Genomic DNA, 20,316 nt, shown 5'->3' with positions numbered 1-20,316 from the left:
ATCTTTTTTGCAATAAAATAATTTTAAAATCTATAACAAAAGTTCAGGTCGATACTCAAAATGCATTGTGTCATAATGTTTCCAATTTCCTCCCCAAATAAAGCCATATTTTTCAAAAATTGAAACTAGCTTGAGGGGAATTTGATTTCTATACGAAAGAATAACTTCTTCATTTTTACATTTACAATCCCATTGCCAATAATTAGAATTTTTGACATTAATATCTATTGTCATTCCATAACTATGCATACTCAAACGATTTGTTCCTGAAATTTTTCTCCAACTAAATGTACCTCCAATAGCATTAATGTATTTTTTAAATTCCGGGTTATTATCTAATTCTGCTGAGAGTTTTTTTACGATTTTATCAATTCCATTTACGGTTGTAACTTTTATTTTCTGATTGACTAATTTCGGGCACCAAATAATTTCAGTCATTTTTGATTCAACTTCTGATTTTGAATTTCCGTAAATTTTCTTAAAAAAAGCTTCATTTCGAATTCTTCCTGCATCTTCCTTTGGAATTAAATTCTTATCTGCTTTATTATAAACAAACTTAAATTGATCCTCAATATCAGGATTATCTAATAATTCTTGATTCGTTTTATTTTTAAAATCATCATAAATTAAATTTGATTTATCACTAAAAATAATTTTATTGTCTTTATAACCCACAATTTGATCTGGATATGCTTTAATTAATTTTTGAACATTCAATGAAATTTCCTGAGAAAAAACATTTTGAAATATAAGGACTAAAAAAAAGAATCGTCTCATTTAAAAACGTTTTAATTGTGATAAACTAAAAGTCCATTCGGGGGTTTTTAGAGAAGTTACTAAATCAGCAGCGTACCAAGGACTCAAAGAACTATTATTTGGGTTTTTCAATATTTGAATTTCCTGTGCCGGCATATAACTTTGTGCTAAAAGCATAATTTTTTGATTGTTTTTTGGATTCACAGCCATATCAACTACAATAACAGCGTGACCTGGAAAGCCTCCTTTTATAAAAACATCCCCTATTTTTATGTCTGAAACATTAATTGGTTTCAGTTCTTTTTCTAACGAAGCTGTTCCTGCATACATAAAAACCGTCTCTAAGTATCTCCAATAAGTTTCATAACTGTCAGATGGTTTTGCAGTTTTAACCCAACTAGTTTTGTTTCCTTTAATTGTAATTCTGTAGCCTGCGGCCCATTTACTAAAATCAACTCGAAAACCATTTGTAAAATTAAAATGTATTTTATCGTATTGTTTTTGGCTATAAAAATAATCCGCTCGTAAACGCATCACGGCATCAGCACATTGATGCAAATCCTGTTTTCCAATGGGTAAATCCACAACCGCATCATAAACATTTCGATTTGGTTTTATAGTTCCATCAAAATACAAAACATTTGAACCCAATGGTTTTAATGGAAGATTTCGTAAAAAAAAATCAAACGAAGTTTTAGATTCCTCTTCTCTCACAAATCCCTGAGGCAGCTGGAAACGTTGTTGAATCGTGTTTCCTAAAAGATTGTTTTCGCTGGTATTATTTGTCTCTGAAAATGAAAAAAAACAAAAAATTACCATCAAAATTGCTGCAATAAAAAAGAATTTAACTTTCATAATTTTAGAGTTTTAATTTATATCCGCAAGATTCCAAAATTCTAAAAGGAATTCAATTATATTTCATCATAATAATCCATTATATTTTCTAACGAACCATTCTGTCGTTAATAAAGCAGCAATTAAAATCAATAACCAAACCCAGTCAATTATTGGAGTTTTGGTGGTTACATTTTTTTCTATTGATTTGTATTCTTTATTTTCCAAAAGTGCATTGATTAGATTTTCTTCCTGATTTTCAAAGAAAGCTTTTCCATTGGTTTGTAATGCAAGTTGTTTTAATTTTAAAACGTCAGGATTTACAAATTGTTTTTCGATATCAAAATCTAAAATTTCAAAATGACTGGAATACGAAGTATTTGAATTTAATTCTTTTACGGTAAAATTATACTTTCCTGCAGCAAATCCGTCCAGATTGGCGGAGAAAGAATTGTTCCCTTTTAATAAATCGTAGTTTTTGCTTTGTTTAGTTTCAGCATTTGTTATCGTAATTGTAAGTCTGGCTTTTTCGTCAAACTCATAATTTTTATTGAAATACTGCGCATTTATAATGATTTCATCACCTGAATTATAGAAATTTTCATGCGTAACCACTAATGATTTTTTTGATGCCGAAGTTGCCAAATATTGAATGATCTTATCGATAAAAACATCATATTTCTCAAAGCTCTGATTATCTATATGGCTTTGTAAACGCCATTTCCAGCTGTTTTCTCCTAAAAGAAAAGCAGTTCTTTTTCCCTGATTTTCGGCAAAAGCCAATAAAGGCGCATTGGTAGAAACGTTTCTGATTTTAGACGATAGTAAAACGGAAACATTTCCGCTTGTTGTCACGGTTCCGAATAGATTTTGCAACGGAGGGAAATTCTCAAAACCAATATTATCTATTGCAAACGAATTAAACTGAGATTGAAATTCAGATAAATAATCTTCAATTTGTCCGCTCATTTTAAAAACCAGATTGTTTTGTTGTTGATTTAAATAATTGAAATCGGTACTATTTCCGGTAATAATAAACGTATTTCTCCCTGCTAGTTTATTGTTGTCAAATACGGCTTTAAAAGCGGTTGTTGGCTGATACAAAACTAAAACAGAAGCTTCTTGTAACTGGCTAATATCATTTGGTTTAACCAATATTACTTTACGTTGTGCATTAACTTCTATAGCGCGTTTTAAAGCAGCTATATCGGGATGATTTATTGCTGAAACTATTGCAATTGTCGATTTTTGATCGATAATTTCGACAGCAAAATTTTTAATATTGTTGTAGCTATTCTTCTCTTTTGCATTGGAAGAAATGTTAGCTTTAAATATTTGTAATCCAACTTTATCTGCCGGTAAAAGTAAATTTACTGTCGCTGTCTTTTTTGAAGCTGAAAAAGAAACTTTCTCTTTTGCTACAATTGAATTTCCTTGCGAAATTGTAAAATCTGCAGTAGTTGCTTTGTCTCCTGCGTATTGAAGAAAAACTTCAACAGGAAATTTATTTTTATGAAAAGCGTATTTGTTTACGTTAAGCTGATTGATTTTTAAATCAAAAAATGTGGTTGTATCTCCCACAACCAAAGGATAAACTTTATTGACAGGATCAAATCGATATACGTAATCGTTTCCTGTAGTCTGATTTCCGTCTGTGATTACAACGGTTGGAAAAATCAGGTTTTTATTGATGCTTTTTAGGTTTTTGGCAACTTCATCAAGATTAGTTTGTTTTCCTTTAAAATCGAGTTTGTCTAAAGGTTTAAAATCGGCATCAAACTGATAGGACTGAATTTCAAATTTCTCCTTTATAGCAGGATTTGAAATTAGTTTTTGATACAGTTCTGCTACTTTTTTATCTGATTTTAAAGCTTCAATTGAACTCGAATTATCTACGGCAATTGCCAAAGGTGTTTTTGTAATCTCAAGAGAACTCTTTGATATGATTGGGTTTATAAGTAAAACCAATAATCCGAAAATGGCTAAAAAACGTAAAAAAGCCAAAAACCAAATCAGATTTGATTTGTTTTTGGCTTTAAAAAAATATTGAAAATAAGACAACCCACCCGCTATTACTAAAGAAAGTAATAATAATAAAATCGTGTTTGAAGTCATATTTATTTAGTGCTTATAAGATTTAATAATTCAAAGATTTCATTTACAAAACCTTTGTCCCGATAGTTATCGGGATTGCAACTTAGAACCTCAGTACCTTAGGTTAGCATTCCTCCACAAACATTAAGAACTTGTCCAGTAACGTAAGCACTCATATCTGAAGCTAAGAAAAGACATGCATTTGCTACATCTTCGGTAGTTCCTCCGCGTTTCAACGGAATTCCGTCTCTCCATCCTTTTACTACATCTTCAGGTAATTTTGCCGTCATTTCAGTTTCGATGAAACCTGGAGCGATTGCGTTGCAACGAATATTACGAGAACCTAATTCAAGTGCTACAGATTTAGTAAAACCAATTGCACCTGCTTTTGAAGCTGCATAATTAGTTTGTCCTGCATTTCCTGATACTCCAACAACTGAACTAATGTTGATGATCGAACCAGCGCGTTGTTTCAAAAATGTTTTCTGAATTGCTTTTGTCATATTGAAAACAGATTTCAGGTTCACATCAATTACCTGATCAAAATCGGCTTCAGACATACGCATAAGCAAGTTGTCTTTTGTAATTCCGGCGTTGTTTATCAAAATATCAACAGTTCCAAAATCAGCTAAAACAGCATCAACAAAAGTTTGTGCTTCATTAAAATCGGCAGCATTAGACTGGTATCCTTTTGCTTTAACTCCTAAACTATTTAACTCAGCCTCAAGTGCTTCTGCAGAAGCAACAGATGAACTATATGTAAATGCTACGTTTGCACCGTGTTTAGCGAAAACTTCTGCAATTCCTCTTCCGATTCCGCGGCTAGCGCCCGTAATGATTGCTACTTTTCCTTCTAATAATTTCATATTAAGGTATTCGTTTATATTTTTTGAAATACAAATATAGATTATTTGGGCGTTTAATAAAATTTGTGATGTAAAAATTGGTAGAGAATTGTCTTTTCTTAACTAAAAAAAGCAGCTCAACTGAGCTGCTTTTTCCTCCAAAATTAAAAACAAAACTAGAATTAGTAAATAGGATTTTGTCTCGTTACCAAAAAGACAATTACTAATAATAATGCGATTATTAACATTCTGAAAATTGAAGACTGAAACTTTTTTGTATCGTTCTCTTTGTCTTCTCTTTTCTGCTTTATGAGGTTATAAATCATTATAGGAATTATTACTGCAATAGACAGATATAAGTAGTTTCTGTAATAATCTCTGTAAAATTCTGAAATGGCAAGTAATACTAACCCCCATAAAAAAAAGATAACATTGGTTGCTGTAAGATGTTTTTTCATAATTTACTTTATTCAGAAGAAAGCATCTCTGTCTGGAGACACTTTCTTTAGTTTAAAATTATAATTTATAAGTTGTCATTCTAAAACTACTGCTTGCGCTTGTAAAGGTGTAAATTGTGTTCGTATAAGTCAGTTTAAAAGCTTCTTTCTTCACATAAATACCATTAGGATCTAACAAGAATTTTTCAAAATCTACCAAGAATGGCGGAACTGTTCCTGATCTGTGTTTTAAAATAATCTTTTTACCTGCTGCATCTTCTACTACATTAATTCGGTGAATAAAAGTTGCTCCGCTTGCAAATGTATAATAGATAATGTTTCCTTGTGTTGCATGATTAAAATAGAGCTGTACACCAGTCAATTCATCATCACCATCTAATTGCGCATTTACACCTGCAAAAGCATCTTTAAACTGCTTGGTGTTTGTAGGCGCGTCTGCGGTTGTATCATCTGCGAAATAACCAAATCTCGATGCTGGCTGACCCGCAAGTAAAATTTTATAATCATCAGTCAATACTGGTGGAGTAAAAGTGAATTTGATCGTAGCACTTACCCCGTTTGTACCTGTTGCAACAAAGTTTTCTGTTGCGCTGTCATAAATAAAATCAGATAATTTTTGACCTTTTACTTCAAGTTCCGGTTTTACTGTTATTCCTGTTGGTGTTAACTGGTAGGCAATATTATAGCCTTTTGCCGTAGCGCTTTCTAACGAATTTGCTACTGCAAAGCGCGCATCGTAATTTACATCAAAATCGTAATGAGATACAGTTGAACCATCATTAATATCTAATAAACGGAATATTTTACTTGACATATTTTCTGCCATTACAGTATTCTTTGCCAAATCTGTCCAATCCTGAGCTATTGCTTTTTTGAAACGTATTTCTTTAAAGTCTCTGTTGGTTCTAAAAATGATTTCGCCATTTTCCACTCCATAATAAAAGAACTGAAAATCTCCCAAATATCCTTTACCAACAAGTGCTGCGGTCGGATAATTATCTGATTGTGATAAAAGATGTATTCTGTTTGCTGTGGTAAAAACCAAACTCACTGTACTACCTAATTGTAAATCATACTGACTTTGGTGAACATCGGTATCGCTATCAAAATCGGATGCCATGTCTACTTTTCCATTCGGTAAAAATTTAAAAAGATGTGTCCAGCCTCCTAATTGTGTATTATCAGTATAATAAACTAATTTCCATCCTTCTGTAGAAGAAAGTAAAACGTCATTTAGTTCTTTTTTTCTACTATTTTGTCTTTCAAGTGGTGATTCATCAAATTTAGGATCAGCTTCGGTACTTGTACATGCACCTAATATAACTGCCACAAGTGCCAGAATTAGATACTTATATATATGTTTTACTTTCATAATATTGTTTTTATATTAATTATTACTTGTTTTAATCTTCGATAACAGCATCTGTATTCTTTTGCGCTTCATCTCTAAGAGCGTAGAAATCCATTCCAAAGTTGTCTTTGTAATATTGCACTACAATGGCTTCTTTTTTCTTTAGATTCGCTTTTGCCGTTGCATCTGTAACACTTGCCAAAATAGCTGCATATTCTGCTTTTGAGCTTGTTAAGATTGTTGCTGCAGTTTCTGCAAAATCTTCGTAAATGCTTAATCTCGCATAACTGGTAATGAAACCTAAGGCTCTTGAACTTGCTGCACTGTAGATGTACCAGCTAGAGGTATATCCTGCCGGAGTTAATTTCGCCCAGGCTTGCTCATCAAAAGGTTTAGTTTGGTTTAAGATGTGTACATACTCATGTTGAATTGTATGAATAAATTGTGTAACATCTGGTCTGCTTGAACGATCTAAGTAATCTAATTGGAAAAGAGTTACTCTCTGCCCGCCTTCTGCCAAACCTAAAGTAATGGTACCAGAAGTGTTTAAGTTTGTTCCTCCAACCAAAACGAATTCTCTTGGCGAAATTTTCTTTACGAAATCTGCTCCACCAATAGTAGAATAACTGTCGATCCAGATTTTTTCAACAACTTCAAGTGCTGGCTGTACTCTGTCTATAGTTGGCGGAAATAAATAACGGTTGTCATCTACTAAATTCTGATTCCACTCATAATATACTTTTATGTTGTATGGATCAAGAAAAGTAGTACCAATCCAGTTGTCTAATTCTGTTTTGCTTTTTACTGTATAATCTAATTGCGATTCTGTTGGTTGATCTTCATGAGCACAAGCCACAAATAACATCGCTCCCGTAATCATTGCAATCGCTCTATATCTTTGTAATATTTTCATAATAATTGAATTAAAATTTTTATCTAGGATTTTTCTCGATGCCAGTGTCAGATGCTCTTTGCGGAATTTGCAAAGCTCTGCGTTTATCATCTTTCGTTAAGATATTGGTTTTAACAGGTTGCCCGTTTTCTTTGGTAACATGTTCTACTACCAGATTAAAACGTTTCACATCAAACCATCTTAAACCTTCTTGGATAAATTCTCTTCTTCTCGCTTCTGCAATCGCTTTAATATAAGAAGCCTGTACAGGTGTTAAAGTGTAGAAAGGAGTATATTCGTCTGCAACAGCCGGATACATCGCTGTAATGTTAGCTTCTGTAATCTTGTCTGTAGTTGCATTAAATCCTGCCGTTCTTAATCCTAATAAATATTGTAATTCAGCATTTGCTTCATCAAATTGATTTTTCATTACATGTGCCTCAATTCTATTCAGGAAAAACTCATCGTTACTTAATAATACAACACCTGTAAAAGCTTCACCAATTCCGGCAGTTACGTTAGTATACTTAAAGTATTCATAGAATTTAGGGATAATCACATTATTCTCATAAAATGATGAAGTATAGATTAACCAGCTTTTACCCCAGATGTTGGTTTCAGCTCCTAAAATTTCATCCGATCTGTTATCTGCTAAGTAAAATCTATTTTGATATCCTCTGCGCGCTGTTGAGTTTGGATAAGCTACCAATAAATTTGTTGGCTGCTCTACTTTTGAATATTCAAGAGATTTTTGAGCTGAAGGTGCCGCATTAAAAGCAACATAATCTCTTAACGTTGTTGGTTTAGAGCCTAATGCTTTAGAATAATCCAATACTTTGTCCCAGTCTCCTTTTACTAAATAAAAACGGCTAGCAAATGCTTTTGCAGCATCAACATTAAAGTGATATTTAGGTTCTTTGTAATTATTGGTGATATATTTCATTCCTTCAGTAATATCCTTCTCAATAAAATCGAAAACTTCTTTAACTGAATTACGTTTGTATGTAACCAATAATTCTGTCTCTGGTTTTGTGATATACGGAATCCCTAAATCTGTTGCAGCAGTTGCAGGATTGTATCGGTTTGACCAAAATGAAACCAGCATAAAGTGGTTGTAAGCTCTTGCTAATAAAGCTTCTCCTTTTTGCGGATTTAAACTTTCAGGGCTCCCAAGTTCTTCAATTGCAGTCAAAGCCTGATTTGCAGAAGCAATAGCTTCATAAGATCCGTTCCAGAAATCTGCTTCGGTATCAGGGCCTAATTGCGTTTGCATTTCCCAGTTATAACTTTGTCTGTTATCTACATCAGAAGATTGCGTTTCGCTGTCGAATACGTTATCAGACATTGTTTCTCCAATTAAAACATAACTTTTATTTGGATAGGCTGTAACTAATAATTCTGATATTTTTTCAGGCGTATCTATTTGGGTTCTGTTATCTGGAATTTCAGAAAGAAACTCATCACAGCTATTTAGACTGATCACTAATAATAATGAAACTGCTATTTTTATATTTTTCATGTTTAATGCTATTAGAATGAAACATTTATACTAAATGTGTACTGAGAAGTGATAGGAAATGCTACACCTCCGGTATTACGAAACTCAGGATCCTGACCGTTTAATCTTTTATCTGAATAGATCAACCATGGGTTTACTGCTGATCCTTTTAAAGTAAAAGTGCTAAGACCTAATTTTCTTTTGTAATCACTTGGGAATTCCCAGCTAAGTGAAACGTTTTTCAATCTCACAAAATCACCATCAGCAACTCTCACATCAGAGAAGTTATAAGTATTGTAGGCAATTTGTAAATCTCTGTCGCCGTAATTTCTGTTCAATAATTTATCTGCAATAACAGGAACGTTTGTTCTGTTTTCATCACCCGGGTTAATCCAACGGTTGGTAAACTCTTTAGTAAATACGGTTAAATCATTGTATTCGTTACTGTAAACAGGGTTTAAACGAACTTTATTTCCTCCTGAACCTACTACAAATACGTATAATGACCAGCTTTTGTATGTGAATGTATTTGCTAAACCAACAGATTTGTTTGGCTCGATAGAACCTTCATATTTCAAATAATTGGTAACATCTTTAGTATCCTGAAAATCTGCTCCTGTAATATTATTTTCTGCTCCTTCTTGTAAATTAAACGTTGGTAATCCCTGATTGTTTAATCCTGTAAACTGGTAAGAGTAAATAGAGTTTCTTGGGTGTCCTACTGTATTTCCTCCGTTAGAATCTACTAAGTCAAATGCAGATGGTTTGTTAGCCAATTTTGTAATTTTTTGATCATAAACAGAAAAATTCAATGTTGTAGACCATCTAAAGTTATTTGTAATGATGTTTTGAGTTGTAATTCCAAGCTCAAGACCTTTAGTTTCCATATCAGCATTATTTCCTTGCTTGATAGCTTCTCCACCAACACCAGATGTAATTACATAATCAATTAAATCAAATGCTTTACGACGGTAAATATCAGTTACCAAAGACACTCTGTTGTTGAACATACCTAAATCTACTCCAATGTTAGTTTCGTATTGTTTTTCCCAAGTCAGGTCTTTATTCTGTAAATCTTCAATTGTAATTGCGTTTTCTCTGTCAGAAAGATTAAAACGATCGGTTATAAAACTTTTGTAAATCGCTAATGAGTTCGTTGCCGGACCAGCAGTTGCCGTTAATCCGTAAGAAGCTCTCAATGCCAATGTATTGATTGTTTCATTGTTTTTTAAGAAGTTTTCTTCAGCAACATTCCATTTACCACTCACAGTGTAAGTTGGTAACCATCTTGAGGAGCCCGTGTCTCCTTGTCTGTTAGATCCATCATAACGACCTGTTAACGAAGCAGTATAACGACGATCATAAGTGTATCCAACTTTTCCGAAGAAACCAACTGTTCTTTCTCTTTCTTCTCCAAAATCATAATAAGAATCTCCTCCGTTTACAATTTTTTCGATAATTCTTGGATCAATAAATGGTGTTAAACCTTTATCATACTGAATACCAGCAGCTGTAAAACTGTCATTGTTTCTGTCTACAGATCTAAGCTCTGTACCAAAGAAACCTTCAAGTTCATGTTTATCTTTAATAGTATTTCTATACGTAATACTATTTCTGATGTTGTAAGAAGTCATATCGTTAGTATATTTTCTAAGAAAACCACCACTTGGCAATACAGACACTTTTGGCGCTGTTAAGTCGTTTGGATTTTGATATAAAAACACGTTATCTTTTTGAATCTGTGTATTTACATTATTTCCAACACCTGCGTTGTATGCTCCAACAACATTTGATCCTTCGTAAATTTTGTGTTCTCTTGAAGTATTAGCGTAACGAGCTGAACCTGTTAAATTATAAGTCAGGTTTTTGTTGATTTTATAATCCAAATCAAGTTGAAAACGCATGTCATTAACTTTAATATCTAATGTGTTGTTTTCTAACTCATTGACAATATTCATTGGAGCCCAGTTGTTTTGGTAGTATTCCAAATTGCCATTATCATCATAAGGTCTTAAAGTTCTGCTTGTACTTAACACATAATTAAATGGGTTAATATCAAAATCTCTTGTTGTTTTACCAAATACAAGATCTTTTTTACTCTCATAAGCTCCAGGAGCTTGTTGATTACGAATAGATCCTAAAGCAGATAAAGTAACATTTAATTTGTCGTTGATGTAGAATGTACCTTTAAGGTTTGAAGACAATTGTTTTACATTATCAGCAACTGTCCATCCCGGATCTGTGTAATAACCAAGAGAAGCATAAAAAGTATTATTTTTTCCTCCTCCAGAAAAACTTAATGAGTGATTTTGAGTAATCGATGGTCGGAATAAAACATTAAACCAGTCTGTATTTGCCAATTCGTATTTCTTTAGGAATTGATTAATATTTGGCTGTTCATTTTTAACTCCAAACTGACCATTTGATTCATTATAACGGTTGATTTCTTTAGCTAAAATATTATAAGCCCCACCAAATCTTCCTGTATAAGAAGAACTTAAATCTAAATATCCTTTTTGTCTCATTTCCTGAAACACACTCATAGATTCCTGAGAATTTAAGATATCGTATTGTGTATAACTTGGAACAGTTCTAACCGTATTTTCTACAGAATAGCTCACTTTTAAAGGAGAATCTCTACGTCCTTGTTTTGTAGTCACAACCACTACTCCATTTAGCGATCTTGATCCATAGATTGACGTAGCCGATGCATCTTTTAGAATTTCAATACTTTGAATATCATTTGCATTTAAACCTGCAACAGAAGAACTTAATAATGTAGCAGAATTCCCCGATGCCAAATCTGCGAAAGTAACATTAATAATATCCTCCTGCACAACGCCGTCAATTACCCATAATGGTTTTGTATCTCCAAAAATGGAAGACGAACCACGCACTGTAATTTTTGGAGCTGTACCAAAAGTTCCTGTAACATTTTGTACGGTAACCCCGGCAGCTTTTCCTTCGATCATTCGGCTTACGTCAACAACACCTTCAACTTTTAACTCTGTACCCGAAATTTTACTAATTGCTCCTGTAAAAGTTCTTTTAGACGTTTTCTCATATCCTGTTGTAACCACAACCTCTTTTAGATTTTGTCCTAATTCATTTAAAACAATAGTTGGTGCAGTATTTCCAATTCCTATTTCTTTGGTCTCCATACCTACGTAAGAAATAAGAAGTCTGTCACTATTTGCAGGCATTTCGATGCTAAAATTACCATCGAAGTCTGTTAATACTGCCGTTTTTGTTCCTTTTGCCATTACTGTAGCTCCAGGAAGTGGTACTCCACTTGCATCTGTTACTTTTCCTTTAATGATTGGTCCGGCTGTTAAAGCCTCAAAAAGTGAATCATGATTATCTGCATTTGCGAAAGGATTTGCTCCTGCCGTTTTTTGCAAAATGATCTGATTGCTTACTTCTGAAAAAGTAATATTAAAAGGTACCAAAATGCGACTCAGAATACTCGAAAGAGTTTCCTGATTTGCTTCGATACTAATTTTATTATTTAGTTGCGGAAGTCTTGAATTATACGAAAATTTAACATGTGCAGACTTTTCGATTTTAGACAGCGCATTGTCAAGAGATAAATTCTCGACTGTAATGGTAACCTTAGTATCTAATTTCTTTTGTCCACTTACATTATTTGCCACTGCAAAGCTTGAAAACACAAGTGCTAAGACAAACTGAAATAGTGTTATTTTCATGATTCTATGGAGTAATCGTTGTTTAACAACTGGTTTTTTCATAATTTTGATTTGTTTTTGATTAATACTAATTGCATGTATTTGAAGAAACTCATGAATTGCTCTTTACAGAGAGAAATTCAACCCTAATAAGTGTCGATAATGTTACAGCATTTCGGCACTTTTTTTTATGTTATTTTTTTTACATAGGCATTATACTGGTTTATTTTTGGTTGGTTATAGTTTATAATTTTGAAAAATTAAAAAAGAAATTCTTGACATTTTTATAGAAAAATGACAGATTTACTTTAAAAAAATTATTGATTGGAAATAAAAATTCTGGCAGTGTAATTACAGTTACACCAAAAAATTAGTTACATCCGTCTGAAGTTATCGTAATCTGATTTCCATTCATCTCGAAATTGGTATTGTTTCCGAGGCTTTTACAGACAATTTTTAGTTTTTCAGTCAAGGGCTGATCGCTTAAAGAGGTTGTCAAATGGCAATCGATTAATTTACTTTTTGGATAATCGATATCGACGAGATAGGCTTGCTCAATTGTTTCAAAAATCTGAGAAACCGGAATATCATTAAATTCAAAACTTAACTGCTCTATATTCCCTACACTCTTGGTTAGTACAACATCTTGTGTAATGTCTGTGATTTTCTTAAACTTTAAATCACTTCTCTGAAACCGAAGCGCCTGATTGGGTAATAAAACAATTTCTTTATGATCTGATTTAGCAATTAAATCATTCGATTTTACTTTTACTTTACCTGTTCGTACCAGAACTTCAACGTCTGGCATATCTGAGTAAGCTTTTACTCTAAAACTGGTTCCCACAACTTTTGTGACAATTTCGTTGGCGTAAACAAAAAATGGTTTCTTCGGATTTTTACTAATTTCAAAAAAGCCCTCTCCTGATAAATATACTTTTCGTTCGTTTCCGATAAAAATTTTAGGATAGCTTAATTTACTATTTGGCTGAAGTAAAACAGAACTTCCATCAGAAAGTGTAATAATTTGAGGTTTACCTGAATTATTAGTTTGTTCCACCAATCCTTCACTATCCTCACTAACCAACTCGTTGTAAGTAATAACATTGTTGGTTGATTTAAAATAAGTATTATAAATCCAGGCCGAACCAAGACAAATAAATAATGTTGCTGCTACACCAGAAAGAAAGTGTTTTCTAAAGAAATTGATTTTAAAGCCCTGAACCGTTTTTTTGTTTTCTTTCTCACGAATTTTAAGCCAGGTATTTTGCAACGCTCTGTGAATATCAGAGGCCGAGAATTCTTTTTCCGGCACTTTCATAGCAAGAAGCAATAATCTTGCATCTTCTACTAATTTAGCACGCTGAAGGCTTTCAAGAGTCCATTCTTCCCAGCCATCTTCATCTGTTTTAAATAAAATCCAGGCCTGAAATGACTCGTCAGATAAAAAATCTTCAATTTGGGTATATGTATTACGTTTTTGCATCTAAAAATAAGGTTACAAAAACATAGAGGACAGCACTCTTATTATATACTCACCAAATTGTGATTTTTTTTAATTTTTTTTAAATAAAATTAAAAACTACTTGCAGACAAAAGAAGAAATAAGGAAAAAGTACCCTTCCATTCTTTGCGAAGACTAAGTAAACCGCGGTGTAACAAATTACTTGCCGATTGATAATTTACATCCAGCATCTCTGCAATTTGCTCCACAGTTAACCCCTGATGGTAACGAAGATAGATCGCTTCTTTCTGTCTGGCTGGTAAATCGTTTAATAATTTATTCAAATGAAGCACTTTTTCTTTAGCAGCATAGTCATCATCAATAAGATCATGCTCTACAGAAAACTCCAAAAGAAAGGCAATTGAATCTGTGCTTGTGGTTTTTCTAAAAATGTGATCACGCTCATATAAACGCGCAATTCTTTTACGAACACTGGATAATAAATACGCTTTTACAACTACTGTACTTTGTAGTGAATTTCGATACACCCAAATATCTGTAAATACATCCTGAATACAATCCTGCACTTTTTCTTCGTTTGGAGAAAGAGAGTTTCCATAACGAACCAGATCTGCATAATAGCGCTCAAATAACAATGAAAACGACTTTTCATCACCATTGATCAAATTATTCCAAAGCGTATTATCATCAAAAACATTAAATTGCAAAGTTGTAGTCTTCATCTTGATTTGGAGTAGTATTCTTTTAAAAAAGCTATTAAACAATACAAAGAATATAGTTTTTTAACATTATCCTTTCATTTTGTGCGTTAAATATATAAAAGCAAAAATACAAAAACAATTATTTTACACAAAAGAGACAGTTTCGTAACGTACAAAACTGTCTCTTTTTACTGATTTAAAAGGGGTTTAGACGAAAAATTAAATTATATATTAATTTTACCAAACCAATTTAACAAGATTTTACTCGATATATTATTAGTCTATTTTTTAATAAACTTAATATTTGAAATTCCTTTATTAGTTTTAACTTTTAAGATGTAGTTCCCAGTTTTTAATTTCGAAACATCGATTTTTGAAGTATTCGTTGCATCAGGAACAGCAATAATCAACTGCCCCAATATGTCATAAACATACATTGCTTGTTTTTCAATTTCATTTTTTGAATCAACATTTAGAATTCCTTTTACCGGATTTGGATGAATACCTAAATAGTCAGAAAATTGAAAATCCTGTACACTTAATGTTTTAAAAGTAGAAGTCGCGTTATTGGTTAAAATCGGAAAATTGTAATCAAAATAAATATTAGCTTCGTTTGTAAATGAATCCCCTACTTTCAAAGTCGGTAATGTTTTTATTTTAAAAGCAATATATCCGTCATTATTAGCATCATCATAAGGAAGATTAATATTTTCGAAAATAAATTCTACTTTGTTACCATCAGAAATTTTTGTTGCAAAAGAATGACTTGAACTTGTTGGAACTAAAGTTGAAATATCAAATTTTGACAAATCAATCAAATCTTTTACTACAATATTTTCTGCTGGATAATTTCCTGTATTTTCAAACCGAATCATATAATGTACATATTGTCCAATTAATTCCGGTTTTATAACGTTTCCTTCTAAACAGGTTTTATCATTTGGATCATATGATCCTACAACTTTTTGGTTAAATTCAAAAGTATTATCTAATGGTGTTTCGTCAGTTTCAGAAAGAATTAAAGCTACGTTATATTTTAAAACATCATCAATATTTACTGCTGGGGTTTCTGTAGGAGCGTTTACGTTAAATGTTATTGCAATTTCTTTAGATTCATAAGGCTTTAAATTAGAGAAATCCCAAATTAAATTATTTGGTGTTTGATTTGAAATCGGAAGACTGGTAGCTATTAAATCTAAAACAGAACCATCAAAGACAAGATTAATTTTACCTGATTGTGTAACGGTTCCTTTATTCTTAAAAATGATTTTATACTTTACATCAAAACCCGGTCTTGCATCTTCAATTGGCAGAATATTTACTTCTAAATCGTTATGCAGTCCATTTGGCACTATACAAAAATCTTGATTTAAAGGACTTATCTGTGCTGGAAAAACAATATCTACTGAAGCCGGTGAAATAGTAAAATAGTTTTCATTTTCAATAACCGGAACAATTTTATATGAACCTTCAAGAAGCTTAAAAGAATATGCTCCATTTGCATCAGCACTAAAATTTTCTCGTTTACTGCCGTTTAAAATTGAAAAATTTAAGTACGGAATTCCAATATCGGCAGCATCACAGCCGTTATTATCAATGTCAATTTGATTTTTACCCTGAAATGTATAGCTTACCCCACCTGGCTCAAATGAACAATAATTTCCAACTAAACAATTTGTATATTGATAGGACGCTATTTTTTCTGTAACAAACGTCAAATTAGATTCTTCATCACAAATATATTGAAGATTGGGACAATTTGATAAATTTTGGCCATTATACCCCAGTGAAGTTAAAGCACTTTCTAAAAAATCGAAATTTTTCGTAGTTCCGTTTTTTATATTAAGAAACTCTAAGTTGGGACAATCTGAAATATTTACATCTTTTAAATTTTTCAAATTACTTATATCTAAAGTTTTAATAGCTGTATGTCCTATCCATAACGCTTTTAAAAGTTCGGAATTAGATAAATCAACAGAGGTTAGCGGGTTTATTCCTCCATAACAGTCTGTAAGTTTTTTAGAATTTGAAAAATCAATAGTTTCTATTTTATTATTCCAAAAATCAAAATATCGAAGTCCGTCTAATTTTGCAATATCTAAAGTGGTTAATAAATTCTCAGCGCATTTTAAAAACCACAAATAAACAGAGTTTGGTAATTTTAATTCCGTAAGTTCATTTTTATAACAAACCAGTTCTTGTAGTATTAAACTATTTGAAAGGTCCAAACTACTTAAATTATTATTGTTCCCTTCAAATATAGCAAGACTCGTGAGATTCAGAAGATTCAGTGAAGTAAGTTTGTTATTGTGACAAACAAGACTACTAATCTTGTTTAAATCTGAAAGGTTTAAAAGACTAATTGAATTAAAGCTACAATTTAACCTCTCTAGTTTATTTAAACCAGTAAGATCTAAAGAATTAAGATTGTTTGTGGAGCAATCTAATTGTTTTAAATTAGTAAAGTTTTTCAATTCATCTAATGATGTAATATTGAAATTCTTTAAATCTAAATAAGTAACGTTTAAAGCTTCATCTGTTTCAATTTCTCCATTACTATTAGAATCTATTGTAAAATAATTAGAACTCAAATTTTTGGCAGTTGTATTATTTGCATTTGCCTGAAGCAGTTTGGTCTTAAAATTAGCATCAGTAAAAGAAATAATTTGCGAATTAACCGAAGAAAAAATGCACAAAGTCAGTAATAACAAGTAGTTCTTTATCATAGGTTTAGTTTGTTTTTTGGTGCTTAAATATATAAAACCAAAAACACAAAACAAATAAAAACATAAAAAAAGCCTTACTAATTAAAATAAGGCTTCAGAGAGTTTTTTTCTATCGGATTAGAATGCCACATTCCATCTTGGCAATTTTCCACTTGCGTCTAAGAAGTTTTGTAAAACCTGTCCTTCAACTGCAGTTGGAATTGCTTTTGCATCTGCATTAAATGTTTCGTACCAAACTACTTCAAGAGCGTCAATACTTTCTAATTTCATTTGCGCTGGCCAGGAATATTTTCTTCCCGTTTTTGCAAATTGGTGTCCGTTTACAATTTTATCATAAAGTCCGCCATTTTTGCTTTTTAAAGTTCCGTCATTTTGAACAGTTCCTGTAGAACCAACCATGATCAATTCTTTTTCAGCTCCTTCAACAGCGTAAACTACAAAAATTCCAGCGCTTCCTTCCGGAGCGTTACAAACTTGCTCTAAACTATCTTCAATTGTAAAAGTAAAACTGTTGCTTACTTTAAATTTTTCTAAATCTTTACTCATATTTTTTGTTTTATGCTTCTTAAAATACTATCCCGATAGCTATCGGGACAAAGATGCTAAGATTTTTCTATTTATACCTCAGTATTTTAAAATGGAAAAAAGTCTCAAGTAAATATTGAGACTTTTTTGGAATTTTATTATTTCGAGACTTGAAGATTATCCAAGTACTTCTTTTACTTTTTTACCAATTTCAGCTGGTGAATCAACAACGTGAATTCCGTTGTCTCTCATGATTTGTTTTTTAGCAGCAGCTGTATCATCAGAACCACCAACAATAGCACCTGCGTGACCCATTGTTCTACCAGCAGGAGCAGTTTCTCCAGCGATAAAACCAATAACTGGTTTACGGTTACCATCCGCTTTTACCCATCTTGCAGCATCAGCCTCAAGTTGACCTCCAATTTCACCAATCATAATGATTACTTCAGTTTCTGGGTCATTCATTAATAATTCAACAGCTTCTTTAGTTGTAGTTCCAATAATTGGATCTCCACCAATACCAATAGCTGTAGTGATTCCTAAACCTTGTTTTACAACCTGGTCAGCAGCTTCGTAAGTTAAAGTTCCAGATTTAGATACGATTCCAACAGTTCCTTTTTTGAAAACGAAACCTGGCATAATACCAACTTTAGCTTCACCCGGAGTAATTACACCTGGACAGTTTGGACCAATTAATCTAGAATTTCTTTCTTTAACATAATTATTTGCTTTAATCATATCTGCTACAGGAATTCCTTCTGTAATAGCAATAATTACTTTAATTCCCGCATCAGCAGCTTCCATAATTGCATCAGCAGCAAAAGCTGGCGGAACAAAAATGATAGAAGTATCAGCACCAGCTTGATCAACAGCATCTTTTACTGTATTAAAAACCGGACGCTCTAAATGGCTTGTTCCTCCTTTACCCGGAGTAACACCACCAACAACATTAGTACCGTACTCAATCATTTGAGAAGCGTGGAAAGTTCCTTCGCTTCCTGTAAATCCCTGAACAATTATTTTGGAATCTTTATTAACTAAAACACTCATGATATATATTTTATGTAGTTTTTAAAATTGTGATGCAAAAATAAGGTTTTGTAATCTATTTTTGCCTCTTTATTGTCAAAAAAATATTAAGAAAATTGACTCATCTGATAACCTCTATAAAGTTTATCATCTTTTATTTGCCAAATCGTCGAAAAATGAGCTAATAACATCTCTTCTCTTGGATTTTCAATTGTCTTTACGAAATGCGAATAACGAATAGAAACTAAATCGTCTTCTGCAAGAATATGGCTAATTCTAACTTTAGAACGCACATATGCTCGGTTAAGCTCATTGGCCATTTCAAGCATCGAATCATAATTCATCTGAATTAATCCTTTGCTGCTATTCCAATCTAATAAAACATCAGGATGCAAATACGTTTTAAGAATTTCGCTATCAATTAGGGCATCTGACTTATAAAATTTTTGAACAAATTCTTTAATAGACATATTATTTCAATTTATTTAGAATTTCAGGAATCTTTTTGATATTGGCCAATTGCTTCAACTTTTCTCTTGATTCTTCGATTGGAGTTCCAAAATAAGATTTTCCACCTTCAACCGATTTTGTAACACCCGTTTGTCCCATAATAACAGCCTTCGCTCCTATCGTGATTCCGCTGGTTGTACCTACCTGTCCCCAAATGGTAACTTCATCTTCAATAACAACACAACCAGCAATACCGGTTTGCGATGCAATTAAACATTTTTTTCCAATAACAGTATCGTGTCCAACATGCACCTGATTGTCTAATTTGGTTCCTTCGCCAATTGTAGTATCTCCGGTAACCCCTTTATCGATAGTACAAAGTGCTCCGATTCCAACGTTATTTTCAATAACTACTCTACCTCCTGAAATTAACTGATCAAAGCCCTCCAGACGTTTTTTGTAATAAAATGCATCAGCACCCAAAATGGTTCCTGCGTGAATAATTACATTGTCGCCAATTACAGTATGATCGTAAATGGAAACATTAGAATGTATCAGGCAGTTTTTACCTATTTTGACATGATTACCAACAAAACTATTAGGTTGAATTAAAGTGCCCTCACCAATTTCTGCAGAAGTTGAAATGGCAACATTTGCAAATTGAAAAGGTTTAAAATGTCTGGTTAAAACGTTAAAATCTCTGAATGGATCATCAGAAATTAAAAGTGCTTTACCTTCCGGACAATCTACTTTTTTATTAATTAAAACAATAGTAGCAGCCGATTGTAAAGCTTTATCGTAGTATTTTGGATGGTCAACAAAAACTATATCTCCTGCTTCTACAACATGTATTTCGTTCATGCCTGAAACCGGAAAGTCTTTATCTCCTATAAATTCGCAATTAAGCAAACTTGCAATTTCTTGTAAAGAATAAATCTTCGGAAATTTCATATTTTTTGATTAGTAAATGTATAAATTAGAAAATGAGTCAATTAGAATATGAATATAC

Annotated in this window: 16 protein-coding genes; all 16 read right to left on the bottom strand. The window is 32.4% G+C overall.

What is annotated here, in order from left to right; genetic code table 11:
- Positions 1–30 precede the first annotated feature (30 nt).
- The 16 genes from KHA98_RS07505 to KHA98_RS07430 all read right to left on the bottom strand — a co-directional run bounded on the left by KHA98_RS07505 (position 31) and on the right by KHA98_RS07430 (position 20,258).
- The gene (locus KHA98_RS07505) at positions 31–777 is read right to left on the bottom strand and encodes a M15 family metallopeptidase (RefSeq protein ID WP_213256879.1); all 747 of its coding nucleotides are present in this window, start codon (positions 775–777) and stop codon (positions 31–33) included.
- Positions 778–1,611, bottom strand: coding sequence for a DUF4846 domain-containing protein (locus KHA98_RS07500; RefSeq protein WP_213256877.1), 834 nt, complete (start codon positions 1,609–1,611; stop codon positions 778–780).
- A 66-nt stretch (positions 1,612–1,677) separates the two neighbouring features.
- Positions 1,678–3,705 (bottom strand): hypothetical protein, encoded by a 2,028-nt coding sequence (locus KHA98_RS07495; protein ID WP_213256875.1) that lies wholly within the window; start codon positions 3,703–3,705, stop codon positions 1,678–1,680.
- Between the two features lie 98 nt (positions 3,706–3,803).
- Entirely contained in the window at positions 3,804–4,550 is a 747-nt protein-coding gene (gene fabG, locus KHA98_RS07490; RefSeq protein WP_213256873.1) for a 3-oxoacyl-[acyl-carrier-protein] reductase, read from the bottom strand.
- A 161-nt stretch (positions 4,551–4,711) separates the two neighbouring features.
- Entirely contained in the window at positions 4,712–4,987 is a 276-nt protein-coding gene (locus tag KHA98_RS07485; RefSeq protein ID WP_213256871.1) for a hypothetical protein, read from the bottom strand.
- 58 nt (positions 4,988–5,045) lie between these two features.
- On the bottom strand, positions 5,046–6,359 hold the full coding sequence (locus KHA98_RS07480; RefSeq protein WP_213256869.1) for a DUF4302 domain-containing protein: 1,314 nt from the start codon (positions 6,357–6,359) through the stop codon (positions 5,046–5,048).
- 31 nt (positions 6,360–6,390) lie between these two features.
- Entirely contained in the window at positions 6,391–7,251 is an 861-nt protein-coding gene (locus KHA98_RS07475; RefSeq protein WP_213256867.1) for a zinc-binding metallopeptidase, read from the bottom strand.
- A gap of 19 nt (positions 7,252–7,270) precedes the next feature.
- Positions 7,271–8,749, bottom strand: coding sequence for a RagB/SusD family nutrient uptake outer membrane protein (locus KHA98_RS07470; protein ID WP_213256865.1), 1,479 nt, complete (start codon positions 8,747–8,749; stop codon positions 7,271–7,273).
- Between the two features lie 11 nt (positions 8,750–8,760).
- On the bottom strand, positions 8,761–12,477 hold the full coding sequence (locus KHA98_RS07465) for a SusC/RagA family TonB-linked outer membrane protein (protein WP_213256863.1): 3,717 nt from the start codon (positions 12,475–12,477) through the stop codon (positions 8,761–8,763).
- 307 nt (positions 12,478–12,784) lie between these two features.
- On the bottom strand, positions 12,785–13,897 hold the full coding sequence (locus tag KHA98_RS07460; RefSeq protein ID WP_213256861.1) for a FecR family protein: 1,113 nt from the start codon (positions 13,895–13,897) through the stop codon (positions 12,785–12,787).
- Between the two features lie 89 nt (positions 13,898–13,986).
- Entirely contained in the window at positions 13,987–14,598 is a 612-nt protein-coding gene (locus KHA98_RS07455) for an RNA polymerase sigma factor (protein WP_213256859.1), read from the bottom strand.
- A 260-nt stretch (positions 14,599–14,858) separates the two neighbouring features.
- Positions 14,859–17,303: a T9SS type A sorting domain-containing protein gene (locus KHA98_RS07450; protein WP_213256857.1), complete on the bottom strand. Its 2,445-nt coding sequence runs from the start codon at positions 17,301–17,303 to the stop codon at positions 14,859–14,861.
- A 117-nt stretch (positions 17,304–17,420) separates the two neighbouring features.
- Complete coding sequence (locus tag KHA98_RS07445; protein ID WP_213256855.1) at positions 17,421–17,849, bottom strand: hypothetical protein; 429 nt, start codon at positions 17,847–17,849, stop codon at positions 17,421–17,423.
- Positions 17,850–18,005: 156 nt separating this feature from the next.
- On the bottom strand, positions 18,006–18,878 hold the full coding sequence (gene sucD, locus KHA98_RS07440) for a succinate--CoA ligase subunit alpha (protein ID WP_213256853.1): 873 nt from the start codon (positions 18,876–18,878) through the stop codon (positions 18,006–18,008).
- Between the two features lie 86 nt (positions 18,879–18,964).
- Positions 18,965–19,327: a nuclear transport factor 2 family protein gene (locus KHA98_RS07435; protein ID WP_213256851.1), complete on the bottom strand. Its 363-nt coding sequence runs from the start codon at positions 19,325–19,327 to the stop codon at positions 18,965–18,967.
- A gap of 1 nt (position 19,328) precedes the next feature.
- Positions 19,329–20,258: a UDP-3-O-(3-hydroxymyristoyl)glucosamine N-acyltransferase gene (locus KHA98_RS07430; RefSeq protein ID WP_213256849.1), complete on the bottom strand. Its 930-nt coding sequence runs from the start codon at positions 20,256–20,258 to the stop codon at positions 19,329–19,331.
- Positions 20,259–20,316: the final 58 nt, after the last annotated feature.

It is taken from the genome of Flavobacterium branchiicola, assembly GCF_018383905.1.
GTDB classification, from domain to species: domain Bacteria; phylum Bacteroidota; class Bacteroidia; order Flavobacteriales; family Flavobacteriaceae; genus Flavobacterium; species Flavobacterium branchiicola.
Note: the sequence above shows the minus strand (reverse complement) of the source record. Positions and strands in the feature narration are given on the sequence as shown.

Bases quoted from the DNA above. Each gene is read 5' to 3' on its own strand.
- KHA98_RS07505 (WP_213256879.1), bottom strand. From the start codon at position 777: ATGAGACGATTCTTTTTTTTAGTCCTTATATTTCAAAATGTTTTTTCT.
- KHA98_RS07500 (WP_213256877.1), bottom strand. From the start codon at position 1,611: ATGAAAGTTAAATTCTTTTTTATTGCAGCAATTTTGATGGTAATTTTT.
- KHA98_RS07495 (WP_213256875.1), bottom strand. From the start codon at position 3,705: ATGACTTCAAACACGATTTTATTATTATTACTTTCTTTAGTAATAGCG.
- fabG (WP_213256873.1), bottom strand. From the start codon at position 4,550: ATGAAATTATTAGAAGGAAAAGTAGCAATCATTACGGGCGCTAGCCGC.
- KHA98_RS07485 (WP_213256871.1), bottom strand. From the start codon at position 4,987: ATGAAAAAACATCTTACAGCAACCAATGTTATCTTTTTTTTATGGGGG.
- KHA98_RS07480 (WP_213256869.1), bottom strand. From the start codon at position 6,359: ATGAAAGTAAAACATATATATAAGTATCTAATTCTGGCACTTGTGGCA.
- KHA98_RS07475 (WP_213256867.1), bottom strand. From the start codon at position 7,251: ATGAAAATATTACAAAGATATAGAGCGATTGCAATGATTACGGGAGCG.
- KHA98_RS07470 (WP_213256865.1), bottom strand. From the start codon at position 8,749: ATGAAAAATATAAAAATAGCAGTTTCATTATTATTAGTGATCAGTCTA.
- KHA98_RS07465 (WP_213256863.1), bottom strand. From the start codon at position 12,477: ATGAAAAAACCAGTTGTTAAACAACGATTACTCCATAGAATCATGAAA.
- KHA98_RS07460 (WP_213256861.1), bottom strand. From the start codon at position 13,897: ATGCAAAAACGTAATACATATACCCAAATTGAAGATTTTTTATCTGAC.
- KHA98_RS07455 (WP_213256859.1), bottom strand. From the start codon at position 14,598: ATGAAGACTACAACTTTGCAATTTAATGTTTTTGATGATAATACGCTT.
- KHA98_RS07450 (WP_213256857.1), bottom strand. From the start codon at position 17,303: ATGATAAAGAACTACTTGTTATTACTGACTTTGTGCATTTTTTCTTCG.
- KHA98_RS07445 (WP_213256855.1), bottom strand. From the start codon at position 17,849: ATGAGTAAAGATTTAGAAAAATTTAAAGTAAGCAACAGTTTTACTTTT.
- sucD (WP_213256853.1), bottom strand. From the start codon at position 18,878: ATGAGTGTTTTAGTTAATAAAGATTCCAAAATAATTGTTCAGGGATTT.
- KHA98_RS07435 (WP_213256851.1), bottom strand. From the start codon at position 19,327: ATGTCTATTAAAGAATTTGTTCAAAAATTTTATAAGTCAGATGCCCTA.
- KHA98_RS07430 (WP_213256849.1), bottom strand. From the start codon at position 20,258: ATGAAATTTCCGAAGATTTATTCTTTACAAGAAATTGCAAGTTTGCTT.